Raw genomic sequence first — 17,522 nt, 5'->3', positions numbered from 1 at the left:
GGCGACGAGACCGCATCCGGCGGACGCTCAGAGCTCCGCGAGCAACTCCGCCTTCTTGGAGGAGAACTCCTCGTCCGTCACCAGCCCCTGCTGGTGCAGCTCCCCGAGGTGCCGGATCCGCTCGGCGATGTCCGCGGGGTCCCGGCGGGGCGCCGGCACCGGCACCGGGGTCCCGGCGCCCTGCTCCCGCACCGCCGCCAGCACGGCCGCGGCGAACGGCAGCGACTCGTGCACCGGCCCGTACCCGAGCCCGAAGACGACCGACGCCGGGTCCTGGTCGGCCTGCGGAGCGACCGCCGCGGCGTCCCGGGGCAGCAGTCGCAGATGTCCCTCGAACACCTCGGGGGACCGCCACTCCACCCCGCCCAGCGCGGCGACCGGGAAGCTCTGGTCGCCGGCCTTCCACTTCGCCGACGACGCGCCCGTCCAGGACCAGCGGAACGTCACCGCCGCACCGTCGAAGGACGCCTTGCCGTCGTACGCCTTGAACTGCAGCGGTGCCCCGGGCGCCGCCACCAGGTACCGCTCGGTCCTGCCGGCCCCGCCCAGCAACCCGCGCAGCTCGTCGGCGTAGTACTCCGCGAGGGTCTCCCGCTCGGCGGGCAGGACCAGCCGGTACGGGTCGCAGCCCTCCTTGAGCTGACCGGCCGCCGCCTCCATCAGCGGATCGGCGCCGGGGCGCGGTTCGGCGCGCAGCACGACGGTGCCGCGTCTCCCGGGCGTCAGCGTCACCCCGGCGAGCGCCTCCAGCGGGACGCGGCGTTCTCCCAGGGCCTGGAACAGCTTGGGTGTTCGAATCCCCCGTTCGTAGCGGATGAGCACGGAGTCGGACTCGAACTCCCAGGCGGCATGAAATCCGGCCAGTACGTCACCCATGCGGCTCATCGTATGCGGCACGCGCTTCTTCGTCCCCTCCCCGCGCAAACCGGAGTTTCTGCTCCTCTACGCGCGTCCGGCCGTCGCCGCTGCGGACAAACCCACCCGGCAGGCGTCGTCCTCACGGGCGCAGGCCAGCGTGCGGTACGCGCCAACGCCGATCCCGGCGAAGTTCTCCAGGCTCGCCGTGCCCGGTACGAAGTACCCGGCGTGGCCCTGGGCGCCCCGCGCCGACAGCACCCGCGCCCCGAACGCCGTGGACACCGGGTCGGCGCCGTGCCCCAGCCCGCCGAGCTCCAGGTACGGCACGTCCTGGATCCAGTCGTCGGCGTCCCGCATCGACCACACGTGGGCGGAGGTGTGCAGGTGGGAGGCCTTCTCGACCCTCATGCCGGGGCTGCCGGCCACGGCGATGTCGCTGACCCTGGCGGGCAGCGCGTCGGCGGCGACGCCGCACACGACCGAGCCGTAGCTGTGGCAGAACAGCGAGACCGGCGCGCGGCCGGGCAGCGCCCGCAGCAGCGCGTTCAGCCGGACGGCACCCTGCTCGGCGCGCGTCGCGGTGGCCGCCTCCATGCCGAGGCCGCTGGGGGACGTGTAGTCGGCCCAGGCGATCACCGCCGTGCGCGTGCCCGGGCTCGCCGCGCGTTCGGCCGAGTAGAGCGACTCGGCCATGCCGGCGGGCGCCGAGTACTTGCGGTCGGTGCGCTGGAAGGTGAGCAGCTCGGTGTCCACACCGGGGACGACGACGGACACGCGTTCGGCGCGGTCCAGGTCCCCGAAGACCTCGGCGATCCGGCCCGAGCCCGCCGGGTCGAAGGCGAGGATGTGGCGGCCGGGGGTGAGCAGCGAGGCGTAGCGGTCCATGCGCCGGCCCGCCTCCCGCTGCCCGGAGGGGGAGAGGCGCTTGTCGTGCACGCGCTGCCGCTCCACCGTGCGCGCCTCGCGGAGCGCCGCGCGGTTGGCCTGGTAGCGCAGCTCGACGGGCGCGCCGTTCATGTTGCCGACGGCCAGGGGGTAGCGGCGGGCCAGGCTCGCGCGCTGGGCCGCGGTGAGGGAGGCGAAGAAGCGGGACAGCCGGGCGGGGGCCGCCTGCGCGTCGGGCAGCCGTCGGCCGTCCAGGCGGCCGTGCTCCCAGGCGGTGACCGACGCTTCGAGCGCCGTGGGCCCCCGCTGGTTGCGCAGGGCGGTCCAGCCGGTGGTCGCCAGCATCACGAACACCACGGCCAGGGCGAGCAGCGCGCGCCAGACGTTCAATTGCGGGGAGGTGTCGAAGGAAGTCACTGGGAGGACACACTAGGAGAACGGCGGGGTCTCGCGTGAACCAAGTGACGCGGATCACGTTTCGGTCATGTGTTATGGGGTTCTCCGCCGGCTCCCGATGCGCGCCGGTCCCGCCCGGCCAGGTGAGAGCGCGTCAGGCCGCGGATCGTGCCCGTGGCGTCCGCCCGGTTCCTCCATCAGGGTGACAGGGCCGGCGAACCCTCCCCGCCGGGGGGTCGCGCAGGTCACAGTGGGTCAAGCCCTCCGCAGTGCATGGGGGGCGAGAGGCTGCGGCGCGCTGCCGGAGGGGGGGCAGCGCGCAGGCAGCACACCGCGGAGGGATTGTCCACCCGGACGCGGGTACTCGCACATCAACCCGAGATGAACCGAACTCGACGAATGAGTCAGGGAGTTGATGATGGCGAGCTTCGGACACGGAACGCGCAGGAACCCCCGCTCACCTGGCCGGGCGTGGTCAGGGGCCGGGCCGGACCGCGCGACGCTCGGCATCGTCGGAGTCGTCTGCGCCGTCGCGGGATTCTTCACGCTGGGGATCATCCTCGGCCCCGCCGCGATGGTCTGCGGATGGCTCGCCATGGGGCGCAGCTGGGCGGGATCCCGCCCGGTGCCGGCGGTGGTCGCCCTCGCCCTGGGCGCCATCGACACGCTCCTGGCGATCATCTGGCTCGCCGGATCGGCCGGCATGGGCAACGGCATGCTCTGACCGGTCCGCGGGCGCGGAACCGAGCGCGAACGAGGAGGGCCCCCGGCACTGCCGGGGGCCCTCCTCGTGCCGTGCGGTCCGGCCGCCGCTAGGGCCTGTCGGTTTGGATCAGCCCGCAGACGCGGGGCCTGGCACGCGCATCTGCCGCGTTGTCGTCGGTTGTCGACGCTCCGCGTCGACGCCCTCCTCCGCCTTGCAGCTGCACGCACCAGGCCCCGCTCACCGGCGCTGACAAGAACCGCCGCTGTCCTGCGACCTGATCCGAACGACAGGCCCTAGGCGTCGCCGCCCGCGACCCCGGGGTCTGCCGCCGTCACGTCCAGCAGCCGGTACCGGTCGACCGCCTGCTTAAGCGCCGACCGGTCGATCTTGCCCTCCCGGGCCAGCTCGGTCAGCACGCCCACCACGATCGACTCGGCGTCGATGTGGAAGAAGCGCCGCGCCGCGCCGCGCGTGTCGGCGAAGCCCCAGCCGTCGGCGCCCAGCGACTGGTACGTCCCCGGCACCCACCGCGCGATCTGGTCCGGCACCGACCGCATCCAGTCGGACACCGCGACGAACGGCCCCTGGGCGCCGGCCAGCTTCCGCGTCACGTACGGCACCCGCTGCTCCTCCTCGGGATGCAGCAGGTTGTGCTCCTCGCACGCCACGGCCTCGCGGCGCAGCTCGTTCCAGGAGGTCGCCGACCACACGTCGGCCCGCACGTTCCACTCGTCGGCGAGGATGCGCTGCGCCTGGAGGGCCCACGGCACCGCGACGCCGGACGCCATGATCTGCGCCGGGATCGCGCCGCCCGTGCCCGCGCTGAAGCGGTGGATGCCCTTGAGGATGCCCTCGACGTCCACGTTCTCGGGTTCGGCCGGATGCCGGATGGGCTCGTTGTAGACGGTGAGGTAGTAGAAGACGTCCTCGCCGTGCGGGTGCTGCTCGTCCGCGCCGTACATCCGGCGCAGGCCGTCCTTGACGATGTGCGCGATCTCGAAGCCGAAGGCCGGGTCGTACGCCACGCACGCCGGGTTGGTGGAGGCCAGCAGCTGGGAGTGGCCGTCCGCGTGCTGCAGGCCCTCGCCGGTCAGGGTCGTACGGCCCGCGGTCGCGCCCAGCACGAAGCCGCGCGCCAGCTGGTCGCCCATCTGCCAGAACTGGTCGCCGGTGCGCTGGAAACCGAACATCGAGTAGAAGACGTAGACCGGGATGAGCGGTTCGCCGTGGGTGGCGTACGCCGAGCCCGCCGCGATCAGCGAGGCCGTGCAGCCCGCCTCCGAGATGCCGTCGTGCAGCATCTGCCCGTTCGGCGCCTCCTTGTAGGCGAGCAGCAGCTCCCGGTCCACGGACTCGTACTGCTGGCCGAGCGGGTTGTAGATCTTCGCACTCGGGAAGAAGGAGTCCATGCCGAACGTGCGGTACTCGTCCGGCGCGATCAGCACGAACCGCTTGCCGAGCTCCTTGTCCCGCATGAGGTCCTTCAGCAGTCGCACGAAGGCCATCGTCGTCGCGATGGACTGCTGACCCGACCCCTTCTTCACCGTCGCGTACGTCTTGTCGTCCGGCAGCGCCAGCGGTTTCGAGCGCACCACACGGGTCGGCACGTAGCCGCCGCAGCCCTGGCGGCGGTCGTGCATGTACTGGATCTCCTCCGTGTCCCGGCCCGGGTGGTAGTACGGCGGCGGGCCGGACTCCAGCTCCTTGTCGGAGATCGGCAGGTGCAGCCGGTCGCGGAAGCGCTTGAGGTCGTCGACCGTCAGCTTCTTCATCTGGTGCGTGGCGTTGCGGCCCTCGAAGTTCGGGCCCAGCGTCCAGCCCTTGATCGTCTTGGCCAGGATCACCGTCGGCTGGCCCTTGTGCGCCTTGGCCGCCGAGAAGGCCGCGTAGATCTTCCGGTGGTCGTGACCGCCGCGGCCCAGGTGCAGGATCTGGTCGTCGGTCATGTTCTCGACCATCGCGCGCAGCCGGTGGTCGTCGCCGAAGAAGTGCTCGCGGATGTAGGCGCCGGACTCGGTGGCGTAGGTCTGGAACTGGCCGTCCGGGGTCGTGTTCATCCGGTTGACCAGCACGCCGTCGCGGTCCTGGGCCAGCAGCGGGTCCCAGGTGCGGTCCCACACCAGCTTGATCACGTTCCAGCCGGCGCCCCGGAAGATCGATTCCAGCTCCTGGATGATCTTGCCGTTGCCGCGCACCGGGCCGTCCAGGCGCTGCAGGTTGCAGTTGACCACGAAGGTCAGGTTGTCCAGGCCCTCGCGGGCGGCGATGGACAGCTGGCCCAGCGACTCCGGCTCGTCCATCTCCCCGTCGCCGAGGAAGGCCCACACGTGCGACTTCGAGGTGTCCGCGATGCCGCGCGCGTGCATGTAGCGGTTCATCCGCGCCTGGTAGATCGCGCCGATCGGGCCGAGGCCCATCGAGACGGTCGGGAACTCCCAGAAGTCCGGCATCGACCGCGGGTGCGGGTAGGACGACAGCATGTACGGCGCCTTGGACTTCTCCTGCCGGAAGCCGTCCAGGTGCTGCTCGGTCAGCCGGTCCAGCAGGTAGGCGCGGGCGTAGATGCCCGGCGAGGCGTGCCCCTGGAAGAAGACCTGGTCGCCGCCGTCGCCCTCGTCCTTGCCGCGGAAGAAGTGGTTGAAGCCCACGTCGTACAGCGAGGCGGAGGAGGCGAAGGTGGCGATGTGGCCGCCGACGCCGATGCCGGGCCGCTGCGCGCGCGAGACCATCACGGCGGCGTTCCAGCGGGTGGCGTTGAGGATCTTGCGCTCGATCTCCTCGTTGCCGGGGAAGAACGGCTCGTCCTTGGTGGCGATCGTGTTGACGTAGTCCGTGCTGCGCATCTCGGGCACGGCCACGCGCTTCTCGCGGGCCCTCTCGATCAGCCGCAGCATCAGATAGCGGGCCCGCTCCCGGCCTCGCTCGTCGACGGCGGCGTCCAGGGAGTCGAGCCACTCCCGGGTTTCCTCGGGGTCGAAGTCAGGAACCTGACTCGGCAGGCCGCCAATGATGATCGGATTGCGATCGGATGCGGAAGCCACACTGTTCCTTCGCTGTCAGAGGGCCATGGGTGCCGGGTGTCTGCGCCGATTCCCCATCGTGTACCTCGCGGGGGCAAACGTCATCTGTACCGTGGGGTAACCGGTTCTCCCGTGAGAGCCGGGGGGCACGTTCATTCGAGTCTCGTACCCACACATGGTTCCCAAATACGCAAACGGGGCACAAGGGTGTGGTGTACGTCACCTTTGGCTCGGACGGCATGGCTGGAGTTGCGGCGACACGGCCGGGATCGTCACCGTTTCGGCGGTCCCAGTCGCCGGGTACTTGCGCGATCCGTCCCGCCCGTGTGGACTACGGCCAATGCTTCGCGCACGCGCGTGGCTGAGATATTCACCAAGACATGATCAGGAGGCAACCCGTGAGCGCGACCGCGGACCACGCGGAGGAGCGGACGAACCCTGCCGCCAGGCTGGGTTTCCAGCCCGGGCAGGTGGTCCAGGAGATCGGCTACGACGACGACGTCGACCAGGAGCTCCGCGAGGCCATCGAGGGCGCCGTCGAGGGCGAGCTGGTGGACGAGGACTACGAGGACGTGGCCGATGCCGTCGTGCTGTGGTTCCGTGACGACGACGGCGACCTGACGGATGCGCTGGTGGATGCCACCACGTACATCGAGGAGGGCGGGGCGATCCTGCTCCTCACGCCGAAGACCGGCCGTCCTGGATACGTCGAGGCCAGCGACATCTCCGAAGCCGCGACGACGGCCGGCCTGACGGCGGCCAAGAGCGTCAGCGTCGGCAAGGACTGGAGCGGCAGCCGGCTGGCGACCCCCAAGGCGGCCAAGTCGAAGCGGTAGCCGATCCGGCTCCGCCCCGCCCCGGACGGGCCGACCGCCGTCGGCCCGTCCACCGGTCCGTGATGATCCCTGCGTAGGGTGTTTCCAGCGAATCACCCCTCGAAGGGACGAACAGGACCATGGCGATCCAGGTCGGCGACAAGGCCCCCGACTTCGAACTCAAGGACAACCACGGCGCGACCGTGAAGCTGTCCGACTTCCACGGCCAGAAGAACGTCGTACTGCTCTTCTACCCGTTCGCCTTCACCGGCGTGTGCACGGGCGAGCTCTGCGAGGTGCGGGACAACCTGCCGCAGTTCTCCGACCGCGACACCCAGGTGCTCGCCGTCTCCAACGACTCCATCCACACCCTGCGCGTCTTCGCCGAGCAGGAGGGCCTGGAGTACCCGCTGCTCTCCGACTTCTGGCCGCACGGCAACGTCTCGCGCGCCTACGGCGTCTTCGACGAGGACAAGGGCTGCGCCGTCCGAGGCACCTTCATCATCGACCGGGAGGGTGTCGTCCGCTGGACCGTCGTCAACGGCCTGCCGGACGCCCGTGACCTGACCGAGTACGTGAAGGCGCTCGACACGCTCTGACCGGCACCCCGCGATTCGTCGGTCCCAGAGCCTGCGGCGGGCGGGAACCCGTCACTAGGATCGACTCGTTGATCCGACAGTCACAGCACGTCATCCAACGCACTACGGGGCTTCCCGCCCCTGGACACCAAGGGAGGACTCGTGGGAGTCAGCCTCAGCAAGGGCGGCAACGTATCGCTGACCAAGGAGGCCCCGGGACTGACCGCGGTCATCGTCGGTCTGGGCTGGGACGTCCGTACCACGACCGGCACCGACTTCGACCTCGACGCCAGCGCGCTGCTGCTGAACAGCTCCGGCAAGGTCGGCAGCGATGCCAACTTCGTCTTCTTCAACAACCTGAAGAGCCCCGACGGCTCGGTCGAGCACACCGGTGACAACATCACGGGTGAGGGCGAGGGCGACGACGAGCAGATCAAGGTCAACCTCGCGGCGGTCCCGGCCGACATCGAGAAGATCGTCTTCCCGGTGTCGATCTACGACGCCGAGAACCGCCAGCAGTCGTTCGGCCAGGTGCGCAACGCGTTCATCCGCGTGGTGAACCAGGCCGGCGAGACGGAGATCGCCCGCTACGACCTCTCGGAGGACGCCTCCACCGAGACCGCGATGGTCTTCGGCGAGCTCTACCGGCACGGGGCGGAGTGGAAGTTCCGCGCCATCGGCCAGGGCTACGCCTCCGGTCTGCGGGGCATCGCCCAGGACTTCGGCGTGAACGTCTGAGCCACCGCTCCGTCCGAGGCGACGGCCTCGATCGTCCGGCGCCGCACGGTTTACGTGCGGCGCCGGACGCGCAGGAAACCCAAGAACCATCACCCGGGGAGGGACCATCACCATGGGCGTCACTCTTGCCAAGGGGGGCAATGTCTCCCTGTCCAAGGCCGCACCGAACCTCACGCAGGTCCTGGTCGGTCTCGGCTGGGACGCGCGTTCCACCACCGGAGCACCCTTCGACCTCGATGCGAGCGCACTGGTGTGCAGCGGGGGCCGGGTGCTCGGAGACGAGTGGTTCGTCTTCTACAACCAGCTCAAGAGCCCGGACGGCTCCATCGAGCACACCGGCGACAACCTGACCGGCGAGGGCGAGGGGGACGACGAGTCGCTGCTCGTCGACCTCCCGAAGGTGCCCGCCCACTGCGACAAGATCGTCTTCCCGGTCTCGATCCACATGGCGGACGAGCGCGGCCAGACCTTCGGTCAGGTCAGCAACGCCTTCATCCGGGTGGTCAACCAGGCCGACGGCCAGGAACTCGCCCGCTACGACCTCAGTGAGGACGCCTCCACGGAGACCGCGATGATCTTCGGCGAGCTCTACCGCTACCAGGGCGAGTGGAAGTTCCGTGCAGTGGGGCAGGGGTACGCGTCGGGGCTCCGCGGCATCGCTCTAGACTTCGGAGTCAACGTTTCGTAAAGCCGAGTACGGCGCGGGGGAGCCCCGTACATACACGATTGGGTAGCCAGTGCTTCTGAAAACCTTCGGCTGGTCGTTCGCGGTCACCGCGCTCGGCCTGGTCGCGGCGGTCTTCTACGGGGGGTGGACCGCTTTCGGGATCGTGGCGATCCTCTCTGTCCTGGAGATCTCGCTGTCGTTCGACAACGCGGTGGTCAACGCCGGAATCCTGAAGAAGATGAATGCCTTCTGGCAGAAGATCTTCCTCACCGTCGGCGTCCTGATCGCCGTCTTCGGCATGCGCCTGGTCTTCCCGGTCGTCATCGTGGCCATCAGCGCCCAGCTCGGGCCGATCGAGGCCGTCGACCTCGCGCTCACCGACAAGGACCGCTATCAGCAGCTGGTCACCGACGCCCACCCGTCGATCGCCGCCTTCGGTGGCATGTTCCTGCTGATGATCTTCCTCGACTTCATCTTCGAGGACCGGGACATCAAGTGGCTCCAGTGGCTGGAGCGGCCGCTGGCCAAGCTCGGCAAGGTCGACATGCTGTCGGTCTGCATCGCCCTGATCGTGCTGCTCATCACCTCGATGACCTTCGCGACCCAGGCCCACCTGCACGCCGGTCACGCCGACAAGGCGGAGACGGTGCTGATCTCCGGCATCGCCGGTCTGATCACCTACATGATCGTCGGCGGTCTCTCCGGCTACTTCGAGGACAAGCTCGAAGAGGAGGAGGAGCGCGAGCACGAGGAGGAGGAGCAGGCCGCCCGCACCGGCAAGCCCAAGTCCGCGATCGCGCTGGCCGGCAAGGCCGCGTTCTTCATGTTCCTCTACCTGGAGGTCCTGGACGCGTCGTTCTCCTTCGACGGCGTCATCGGCGCCTTCGCCATCACCAACGACATCGTCCTGATGGCCCTCGGCCTCGGCATCGGCGCCATGTACGTCCGGTCCCTGACCGTCTACCTGGTCCGCCAGGGCACCCTCGACGACTACGTCTACCTCGAGCACGGCGCCCACTACGCCATCGGCGCCCTCGCCGTCATCCTCCTCGTCACCATCCAGTACGAGATCAACGAGATCATCACCGGCCTCGTCGGCGTCGTCCTGATCGGCTGGTCCTTCTGGTCCTCCGTGCGCCGCAACAAGCGGCTCGCGGCGGCCGGGGGAGACGGCGACCCGGAGAAGGCGGAGGTCTCCTCCGGGGTGTGAAACCCGGACGGTCCCGGGCCGGTGCGCCCCCGGTGCGCCTGAGCCACCGGTGTGAACCCGGCCCGGACGAGGAACGCTCTGTGCGGGGCGGCCGACGAGGACGACTCCTCGGGGCCGCCCCGTCGGCGGTGAAGGGAACGTGGGGGCGGCAATGGGCTTCTTGGACGGGCTGTGGCGCGGCCGCGAGAGCGAGTTCGACTCGGGCAGCGCGGCCACCAACTCCATCGAGCTGACCAAACGGCACAGCCAGGTGTCCCTGACCAGACAGGGCGCGGCCACCGGGCACCTGCGCATCAACCTCACCTGGCGGATGCGGACGTCGGACATCATGGGCAACCAGCGGGAGAGCCTGCTGCGCCACCCCTTCAAGGCCCTCAAGCCCCCCGAGGTCGTCGGCCACAGCCAGAGCATGGTCAACGTCGACCTCGACCTGGGCTGCCTCTACGAACTCCAGGACGGCACCCGGGGCGTCGTCCAGCCGCTCGGCGGCTACCTGGGCGACGTCAACGCCCCGCCGTACGTCAAGCTCAGCGGCGACGACCGGTTCGGCTCGGCGTCCGGCGAGACGATCTACGTCAATCTCGACCACCGGGACGCCATCAAACGGCTGCTGCTCTTCGCCTACATCTACGACCAGACGCCGGCCTTCGACCGTACGCACGCCATCGTCACGCTGTACCCGAGCAACGGGCCGCGCATCGAGATAGGCCTCGACGAACGCCATCCGCAGGCCCGCTCCTGCGCCGTGGTGATGATCGAGAACGTCAAGGGCGAGATCGTGGTCCGCCGCGAGGTGAAGTTCGTCTACGGCTTCCAAGGAGAGCTGGACCGGCTCTACGGGTGGGGGCTGCAGTGGGGGCGGGGCTACAAGACCAAGGTCGAGCGCTGAGCGCGGCTCACCGGCCGATGAACTGCGGCCCCTGCGGCGGCAGCCGGAAGTCCGGGTCGGGCGCCGCGGTCACCGGAAGCGGATAGCCGTAGCCGGACTGCGCCCCGGCGGCCCCCGCGGTGGCGGGCGCGGGCGGGTAGCCGTAGGCGGGCCGCGCGGCCGGCTGCGGGTAGCCGTAGGCCGGCTGCGTCGCCGGCGGCTGCTGCGGATAGCCGTACGCGGGCTGGGCCGGCACCCCCGTCGGCTGCTCGGGCGGCAGCGGGTAGGAGACCTCCGGAGAGGACGGCACGGGCAGCGGCTGCACGGTCGTGGGCTCGTCGGGGCCGACCGCCGGCCGGTTCGGCGCGGACGGCGTCGGGGCGGGCGCCGAGGGGGCCGCCGCCGGCTCCTGCGCCGCCTCGGACTCGTCCACGGAGATGCCGAAGTCGGTCGCCAGGCCCTTCAGCCCGTTGGAATAGCCCTCGCCGAGCGCCCGGAACTTCCAGCCCTCCCCGCGCCGGTACAGCTCCCCGCAGATCAGCGCCGTCTCCTGGCCCGTCTCCGGCCTGACGTCGAAGTACGCCAGCGGCTCCCCGTCCGCGTCCGCGGCGTCGTGCAGCAGGATGCGCAGCTCCCGCACCCGGTCGAAGGTCACGCCGTCCGCCGAGGCGACCAGCAGGATCCGGCCCACCGAGGGCTCGACGCCGGAGAGGTCTGTCTGGATCGTGTCGGTCAGGCCCTCGGGGACCCGCTTCTTGCCGAGCCGCCACACCTGCCCGGACGGATGCCGCGGCTGGTTGTAGAAGACGAAGTCCTCGTCGGAACGCACACGGTCCTCGGGGCCGAGGAGCAACGCGGAGGCGTCGACGTCCGGGACCCCCTGCCCGGGTGACCAGCGCAGCACGGCGCGTACCGTGGTGGCTTGCAGCGGGACGTTCGACCCCTTCAGCATCGCGTGCGTCATGCCGTCATCCTGCCCTCTCGGTCCTGCTCACGACAACGCGGGGGCGGGTACGCGGGCCGTGTCGGCGCGCCCGGGTCGCCCGCCGCCGACATGGCGGGGTTACCTGGAATTCATGCCCGGTGGGAACCACCGACATGGATACCTACGTACTATTACCGGCCACCTTGGACAGCAGGCCGATCGCCCAGATACCGCGGGGGAGTATTCATGCGTCATTTCGGGCACATCGCCCCTGAGGTGCGGGAGCGCCTCTTCCACCGGGAGCCCTGCGAGTTCACCGCGGACTCCCCGGCCCGGCTGCTGTCCGCGGCCCTGGGCGCCACGCTCTACAGCCCGGCCACCCGCCCGAAGCTCGCCGACGACGTGCTCAAGCAGGGTGCGCGCGGTGTGGTGTCGATGGTGCTGTGCCTGGAGGACTCGATCGACGACGCCGACGTGGCGGCCGGCGAGGAGAACCTCGTCCGGCAGTTCACGCACCTGGCGAACCTGCCCGACGCGGACGTGCCGCTGCTGTTCGTCCGGGTCCGCACCCCCGGGCAGATCCCCGACCTCGTGCGGCGCTTCGGTCCGGCGGTGCGGCTGCTGTCCGGGTTCGTCCTGCCCAAGTTCACCGAGGAACGCGGCGTGCCCTTCCTGGAGGCGCTCACCGCGGCCGAGGGGGCGAGCGGCCGGCGCCTGTTCGCCATGCCGGTCCTGGAGTCGCCGGACCTGCTGTACCGCGAGTCGCGCGTGCAGACGCTGGAGGGCATCTTCCGCGCGGTCGACAAGTACCGCGACCGGGTGCTCGCCCTGCGCCTCGGCGTGACCGACTTCTGCTCCTCCTACGGGCTGCGCCGGGCCCCCGACATGACGGCGTACGACGTCCAGGTCGTCGCCTCCGTGATCGCCGACGTCGTGAACATGCTCGGCCGGGCCGACGGCACCGGGTTCACCGTGACCGGGCCGGTGTGGGAGTACTTCCGGGTCCAGGAGAGGATGTTCAAACCGCAACTGCGGCAGAGCCCGTTCCTGGAGGTGCAGGCCGTGGAACTGCGCCAGAGGCTGATCGAGCACTCCATGGACGGCCTGCTGCGGGAGATCTCCCTGGACCAGGCCAACGGCCTGCTCGGCAAGACCTGCATCCACCCCTCCCACGTGCTGCCGGTGCACGCCCTGTCCGTCGTCAGCCGCGAGGAGTACAGCGACGCCCAGGACATCCTGCGGCCCGAGCGCGGCGGCGGGGGCGTGCTGAGGTCGGCGTACACGAACAAGATGAACGAGGTGAAGCCGCACCGCGCCTGGGCCGAGCGGACCCTGCTGCGCGCCGAGGTCTTCGGCGTGGCCGACGAGGACATCGGCTTCGTGGAACTGCTCACCGCCGGCCTGTCCGACTGAACCCGCCCGACCGCATCCGCACCACCGAACGCCAGGAACCGATGAACGAAGCAGTGGACCACGGGAGGCACGAGCAGATGGGCGAGGGGGCGCGTGCCGGGGAGCACGCGGGCATCTGGTCCGGCAGCTGGGTCGCGGAGCGGCTCGGCGTCGAACTCACGGGCGACGACGCCCTCACCGGCATGATGGGACTCGCCCTGCGCCGCAACCCCAAGCGTGCCCACCTGCTCGTGTCCAACGTGCTCGGCAAGCACGTCCCGCAGTCCCCGTCCGTCGTGCACGGCCACGGTGTCGCCCTGGGCCGGCGCGTCCGCGACCTGCTGGGCGCCGAGGAGGCCGGCCGGGCCGTCGTCCTCGGCTACGCGGAGACCGCCACGGGCCTCGGCCACTCGGTCGCCGACGGACTGGGCTCCGCCCCCTACCTGCACTCCACCCGCCGTCCGGTCGCCGGCGTCGCCCGTGCGGGCGGCTTCGAGGAGTCCCACTCGCACGCCACCTCCCACCTGCTGCTCCCCGAGGACCCGGCGCTGCTGGCCGGCGACGGGCCGCTGGTCCTGGTCGACGACGAGTTCTCCACGGGGAACACGGTGCTGAACACCGTGCGCGACCTGCACGAGCGGTATCCGCGGCCGTGGTACGTGGTGGTCGCCCTGGTGGACATGCGGTCGGCGGCGGACGTCGGGCGGCTCGAGGCGTTCGCGCGGGAGATCGGCGCCCGGGTGGATCTCGTCACGGCGGCCTCGGGGACGGTGCGGCTGCCGACGGGCGTGCTGGAGAAGGGGCAGGCACTGGTGGCGCGGTACGAGGCGGAAGGCGCCGGGGCCGGTGGTCCGTCGTCCGAGACGCCGTCGCGGCCGGTCGCGCGGTTCCCCGCGCCCCTGGAGGGCGTCGCCGGCCCCGTGAGCCGCGAAGCCGACGCCCGGGCCGCGCGCCCAGGGGTTCCCGGACACCCGCACACCACCCTCGTGGACCTGCGCTGGCCATCCGGTCTCCCCGACGGCGGCCGGCACGGCTTCACCCCCCGCCACCGCGCCCGCCTCGAATCCGCCCTCCCCGGCATGGCCGCCCGGATCGCGGACGCCCTCCCCGCCGGCGCCCGCCGCGTCCTCGTCCTCGGCTTCGAGGAGCTGATGTACGCCCCGCTGCGCCTGGCCTGCGAGCTGGAGCGGACCACCGGGGCCGAGGTGCGTTACTCCACCACCACCCGCTCGCCCGTCCTCGCGGTCGACGACCCCGGGTACGCGATACGCACCCGCCTGGTCTTCCCCGCGCACGACGACCCCGCCGACGGCCCCGGCGAGCGCTACGCCTACAACGTCGCCGGCGGCGGCTTCGACGCCGTCGTCGCCGTCGTCGACTCGGCCGCCGACACCCCCGCGCTGCACGCCCCCGGCGGACTGACGGACCGGCTCGCCGAGCACGTCCCGCACGTCCTGCTCGCGGTCGTCCCGTCGTACGTGCCCGGACCGCCCGGGTCCCCGCACGCCTCCGAAAGGCCCCCGATGCTGCCCGAGCCCCTGCGCGGCCCCGCCTTCTCCTCGTACGCCCCCGACGAGGTCGGCTGGCTGCTCCAGGACCTCTCGGAGGTGACGCTGGAGGCGCCGACCGAGGAGCGCGAGGAGGCGATCCAGCGGGGCGGCGCCCACTACGCGGAGTCGCTGCCGGTGGAGTACCAGCCCAGCGAGCAGTACCAGGAACTGTTCCACGCCGCGCTGGAGGCGTCCGCGGCCCGCCTCGCGCGCGCCGTCGGCGCCGTCACCGAGGTCGTGCTCACCGAGCGGTCGCCGCGCCCCGTCCTGGTCTCCCTCGCCCGCGCGGGCACCCCCGTCGGCATCCTGATGCGCCGCTGGGCGCAGTACCGGCACGGCCTCGACCTGCCGCACTACGCCGTGTCGATCGTCCGGGGCCGCGGCATCGACGCCAACGCGCTGCGCCGGCTGGCCGCCGACCACGACCCCGCCGACGTCGTCTTCGTCGACGGCTGGACCGGCAAGGGCGCCATCACCCGCGAACTCGCCGCCGCCCTGCACGACTTCGCGGTGTCCGACGGCATCACCGGCTTCGACCCGGAGATCGCCGTCCTCGCCGACCCGGGCTCCTGCGTCCGCACCTACGGCACCCGCGACGACTTCCTCATCCCGTCCGCCTGCCTCAACTCCACGGTCTCCGGCCTGATATCGCGCACCGTGCTCCGCGCCGACCTGGTCGGCCCGCGCGACTACCACGGCGCGAAGTTCTACCGCGAACTCGCCGGCGCCGACCTGTCGGTGGCCTTCCTGGACGCCGTCTCCGCCCGCTTCCCGGACGTCGCGGACACCGTCGACGCCCAGGTCAAGGAACTCCTCACCGCGGACCGCACCCCCACCTGGGAGGGCTGGGCCGCCGTCGAGCGCATCAGCGAGGAGTACGGCATCCACGACGTCAACCTCGTCAAGCCCGGCGTCGGCGAGACCACCCGCGTGATGCTGCGCCGGGTGCCGTGGAAGGTCCTGGCCCGTCCGGGTGCGGGAGCCGACCTGGACCACGTGCGGCTGCTGGCCGAGCAGCGCGGCGTCCCCGTGGAGGAGGTCGACGGCCTGCCCTACACCTGCGTCGGGCTGATCCACCCGAAGTACACGCGCGGCGCGACCGGCGCCGACGGCCGGGCGGTGACGCGCTGATGCCGGTGCTCGTCGCGAGCGACCTCGACCGCACGCTGATCTACTCCGCCGCCGCCCTGGGGCTGACCATGCCCGACCCGCGGGCGCCCCGGCTGCTGTGCGTGGAGGTCTACCAGAGCAAGCCCCTGTCCTACCTGACCGAGACGGCCGCCGCGCTGCTGACCGAGCTCGGCGACACGGCCGTCTTCGTGCCGTCCACCACCCGCACCCGCGAGCAGTACGGGCGCATCAGCCTCCCCGGCCCCCCGCCCCGGTACGCGATCTGCGCCAACGGCGGCCACCTGCTGGTCGACGGCGTCTCCGACCCCGACTGGCACGCACGGGTGACCGCGCGGCTGGCCGACGAGTGCGCCTCGCTGGACGAGATCAGCGACCACCTGGTGCGCGCCGCCGACCCGGTGTGGGTGCGCAAGCAGCGGGTCGCCGAGGACCTGTTCGCCTACCTCGTCGTCGAGCGCGAGCTGCTGCCCGAGGACTGGGTGAAGGAGCTCGCCGTCTGGGCCGAGAACCGCGGCTGGACCGTGTCCCTCCAGGGCCGCAAGATCTACACCGTGCCCAAGCCGCTGACCAAGAGCGCCGCCGTGCGCGAGGTCGCCCGCCGCACCGGCGCCGAGCTCACCCTGGCCGCCGGCGACTCCCTCCTCGACGCCGACCTGCTGCTGGCCGCGGACCGGGGCTGGCGTCCCGGCCACGGCGAGCTGGCCGACTCCGGCTGGGCGGCACCGGCGATCGAGGCGCTGCCCGAGCGCGGGGTGCTGGCGGGGGAGCGGATCCTGCGGGAGTTCCTCGCGGCGGCGCGCAGCCGCTGAGAACACGCCCCGCGCCGCTCACCGCCGGTCGGCCCTGCGGCGGCCGCCCCGGCCCGGACGCAGCAGCCGCAGCGCCACGAAGGCCACCACGGCCAGTGCGGCGGCGGCGAGCACGACCTTGGAGTACGCGGAGACGACGGTGCTGACCCGGTGCCAGTTGTCGCCGAGGAAGTAGCCCGCCAGCACGAAGGCGGTGTTCCAGATGGCACTGCCCGCGCAGGTCAGCGCCGTGAACAGCGGCAGGGGCATGCGCTCCACGCCCGCCGGGACGGAGATCAGGCTGCGGAAGACGGGGAGCATTCGGCCGAAGAACACGGCCTTGGTGCCGTGCCGGCGGAACCACTCCTCCGTGCGCTCGATGTCCGAGACCTTCACCAGCGGCAGCCGGGCCGCCACCGCGACCGTCCGCTCCCGGCCGAGGAGCGCCCCGATGCCGTACAGCGCGAGGGCGCCCACGACCGAACCGGCGACGGTCCACACGAGCGCGGCGACCAGGTTCATGCTTCCGGTGCTGGCCGCGAAGCCCGCCAGCGGCAGGATGACCTCGCTCGGGATCGGCGGGAAGAGGTTCTCCAGGGCGACGGCCAGCCCGGCCCCGGGCGCGCCGAGGGTGTCCATCAGGTCGCTGATCCACTGGGGCGCGCCGCCCGTCGCCTCCGCCGCGATGACTGCCATGCCCCCACGCTAGGCGGACGAACCTGAAGGGATCCTGAGCAGCCGGGACGGCCCTCGGGCGCCCCGGCGTCACCGGTCAGCCGCAGCAGCCTCCGCCGCAGCAGCCGCCTCCGCCGCCCGCGCGGGGCGCCGGGGCCGGTGCGGAGGCCGAGCCGCCGACGGCGACCGTCGACAGCAGCTTCACCGTGTCGTCGTGGCCCGCGGGGCAGGGCGCGGGGGCCGAGGACTCGGCCATGGGACGGCTCAGTTCGAAGGTGTCGCCGCAGCTGCGGCAACGGTACTCGTAGCGAGGCATGCGC

Annotated in this window: 15 protein-coding genes and 1 pseudogene; 10 read left to right on the top strand and 6 right to left on the bottom strand. The window is 71.4% G+C overall.

All coding sequences use genetic code 11. The annotated features are described in order from the left end of the window. Positions 1-27: 27 nt before the first annotated feature. A complete protein-coding gene (locus ACGF3H_RS02905; protein ID WP_362488503.1) occupies positions 28-876 on the bottom strand; it encodes a DUF4429 domain-containing protein in 849 nt (282 codons plus the stop codon). Positions 877-942: 66 nt separating this feature from the next. Next, a complete protein-coding gene (locus tag ACGF3H_RS02900) occupies positions 943-2,160 on the bottom strand; it encodes an alpha/beta hydrolase (RefSeq protein ID WP_362488501.1) in 1,218 nt (405 codons plus the stop codon). Positions 2,161-2,554: 394 nt separating this feature from the next. Here ACGF3H_RS02900 and ACGF3H_RS02895 point away from each other — a divergent pair, with 394 nt between their 5' ends. After that, the gene (locus tag ACGF3H_RS02895; protein WP_362488499.1) at positions 2,555-2,863 is read left to right on the top strand and encodes a small hydrophobic protein; all 309 of its coding nucleotides are present in this window, start codon (positions 2,555-2,557) and stop codon (positions 2,861-2,863) included. 275 nt (positions 2,864-3,138) lie between these two features. Here the strand turns inward: ACGF3H_RS02895 and aceE are convergent, their stop codons facing one another. Next, on the bottom strand, positions 3,139-5,886 hold the full coding sequence (gene aceE / locus ACGF3H_RS02890) for a pyruvate dehydrogenase (acetyl-transferring), homodimeric type (RefSeq protein WP_362499916.1): 2,748 nt from the start codon (positions 5,884-5,886) through the stop codon (positions 3,139-3,141). A gap of 377 nt (positions 5,887-6,263) precedes the next feature. On the opposite strand from aceE, the gene ACGF3H_RS02885 reads away from it, so the two are divergent. From ACGF3H_RS02885 to ACGF3H_RS02860, 6 genes are all read left to right on the top strand, one after another. Continuing rightward, positions 6,264-6,701, top strand: coding sequence for a DUF3052 domain-containing protein (locus ACGF3H_RS02885; protein WP_161165332.1), 438 nt, complete (start codon positions 6,264-6,266; stop codon positions 6,699-6,701). Between the two features lie 119 nt (positions 6,702-6,820). Next, positions 6,821-7,279, top strand: a complete 459-nt coding sequence (locus ACGF3H_RS02880; RefSeq protein WP_362499917.1) for a peroxiredoxin — start codon at positions 6,821-6,823, stop codon at positions 7,277-7,279. A 141-nt stretch (positions 7,280-7,420) separates the two neighbouring features. Continuing rightward, a complete protein-coding gene (locus tag ACGF3H_RS02875; protein WP_362499918.1) occupies positions 7,421-7,996 on the top strand; it encodes a calcium homeostasis/redox stress adaptation protein in 576 nt (191 codons plus the stop codon). 112 nt (positions 7,997-8,108) lie between these two features. Then, on the top strand, positions 8,109-8,684 hold the full coding sequence (locus ACGF3H_RS02870) for a TerD family protein (protein ID WP_318218394.1): 576 nt from the start codon (positions 8,109-8,111) through the stop codon (positions 8,682-8,684). A gap of 49 nt (positions 8,685-8,733) precedes the next feature. Beyond that, positions 8,734-9,873, top strand: a complete 1,140-nt coding sequence (locus ACGF3H_RS02865) for a DUF475 domain-containing protein (RefSeq protein WP_362499919.1) — start codon at positions 8,734-8,736, stop codon at positions 9,871-9,873. Positions 9,874-10,024: 151 nt separating this feature from the next. Further along, on the top strand, positions 10,025-10,762 hold the full coding sequence (locus ACGF3H_RS02860) for a Tellurium resistance (protein WP_362499920.1): 738 nt from the start codon (positions 10,025-10,027) through the stop codon (positions 10,760-10,762). A 7-nt stretch (positions 10,763-10,769) separates the two neighbouring features. On the opposite strand, the gene ACGF3H_RS02855 is transcribed toward ACGF3H_RS02860, so the two are convergent. Beyond that, positions 10,770-11,705, bottom strand: coding sequence for a TerD family protein (locus tag ACGF3H_RS02855; protein ID WP_362499921.1), 936 nt, complete (start codon positions 11,703-11,705; stop codon positions 10,770-10,772). A gap of 207 nt (positions 11,706-11,912) precedes the next feature. On the opposite strand from ACGF3H_RS02855, the gene ACGF3H_RS02850 reads away from it, so the two are divergent. The 3 genes from ACGF3H_RS02850 (at position 11,913) to ACGF3H_RS02840 (ending at position 16,548) form a co-directional block, all read left to right on the top strand. Beyond that, positions 11,913-13,079, top strand: a complete 1,167-nt coding sequence (locus tag ACGF3H_RS02850) for an HpcH/HpaI aldolase/citrate lyase family protein (RefSeq protein ID WP_362499922.1) — start codon at positions 11,913-11,915, stop codon at positions 13,077-13,079. A gap of 77 nt (positions 13,080-13,156) precedes the next feature. Next, the gene (locus ACGF3H_RS02845; protein ID WP_362499964.1) at positions 13,157-15,739 is read left to right on the top strand and encodes a phosphoribosyltransferase; all 2,583 of its coding nucleotides are present in this window, start codon (positions 13,157-13,159) and stop codon (positions 15,737-15,739) included. Next, entirely contained in the window at positions 15,739-16,548 is an 810-nt protein-coding gene (locus ACGF3H_RS02840) for an HAD family hydrolase (RefSeq protein ID WP_362499923.1), read from the top strand. The genes ACGF3H_RS02845 and ACGF3H_RS02840 overlap by 1 nt, the downstream gene beginning before the upstream one ends. A gap of 24 nt (positions 16,549-16,572) precedes the next feature. On the opposite strand, the pseudogene ACGF3H_RS02835 reads toward ACGF3H_RS02840, so the two are convergent. Together ACGF3H_RS02835 and ACGF3H_RS02830 are read right to left on the bottom strand one after the other, a co-directional pair. Further along, positions 16,573-17,223 (bottom strand): annotated as a pseudogene (locus ACGF3H_RS02835) (DedA family protein); the annotation flags it as partial. A gap of 76 nt (positions 17,224-17,299) precedes the next feature. Further along, the gene (locus ACGF3H_RS02830) at positions 17,300-17,518 is read right to left on the bottom strand and encodes a zinc ribbon domain-containing protein (RefSeq protein WP_161163936.1); all 219 of its coding nucleotides are present in this window, start codon (positions 17,516-17,518) and stop codon (positions 17,300-17,302) included. Between the last annotated feature and the right edge of the window lie 4 nt (positions 17,519-17,522).

This window comes from Streptomyces sp. NPDC048185 (assembly GCF_043202495.1).
Lineage (GTDB): Bacteria > Actinomycetota > Actinomycetes > Streptomycetales > Streptomycetaceae > Streptomyces.
The sequence above is the reverse complement of the archived record's forward strand: the minus strand, read 5'-3'. Positions and strand labels throughout refer to the sequence as shown.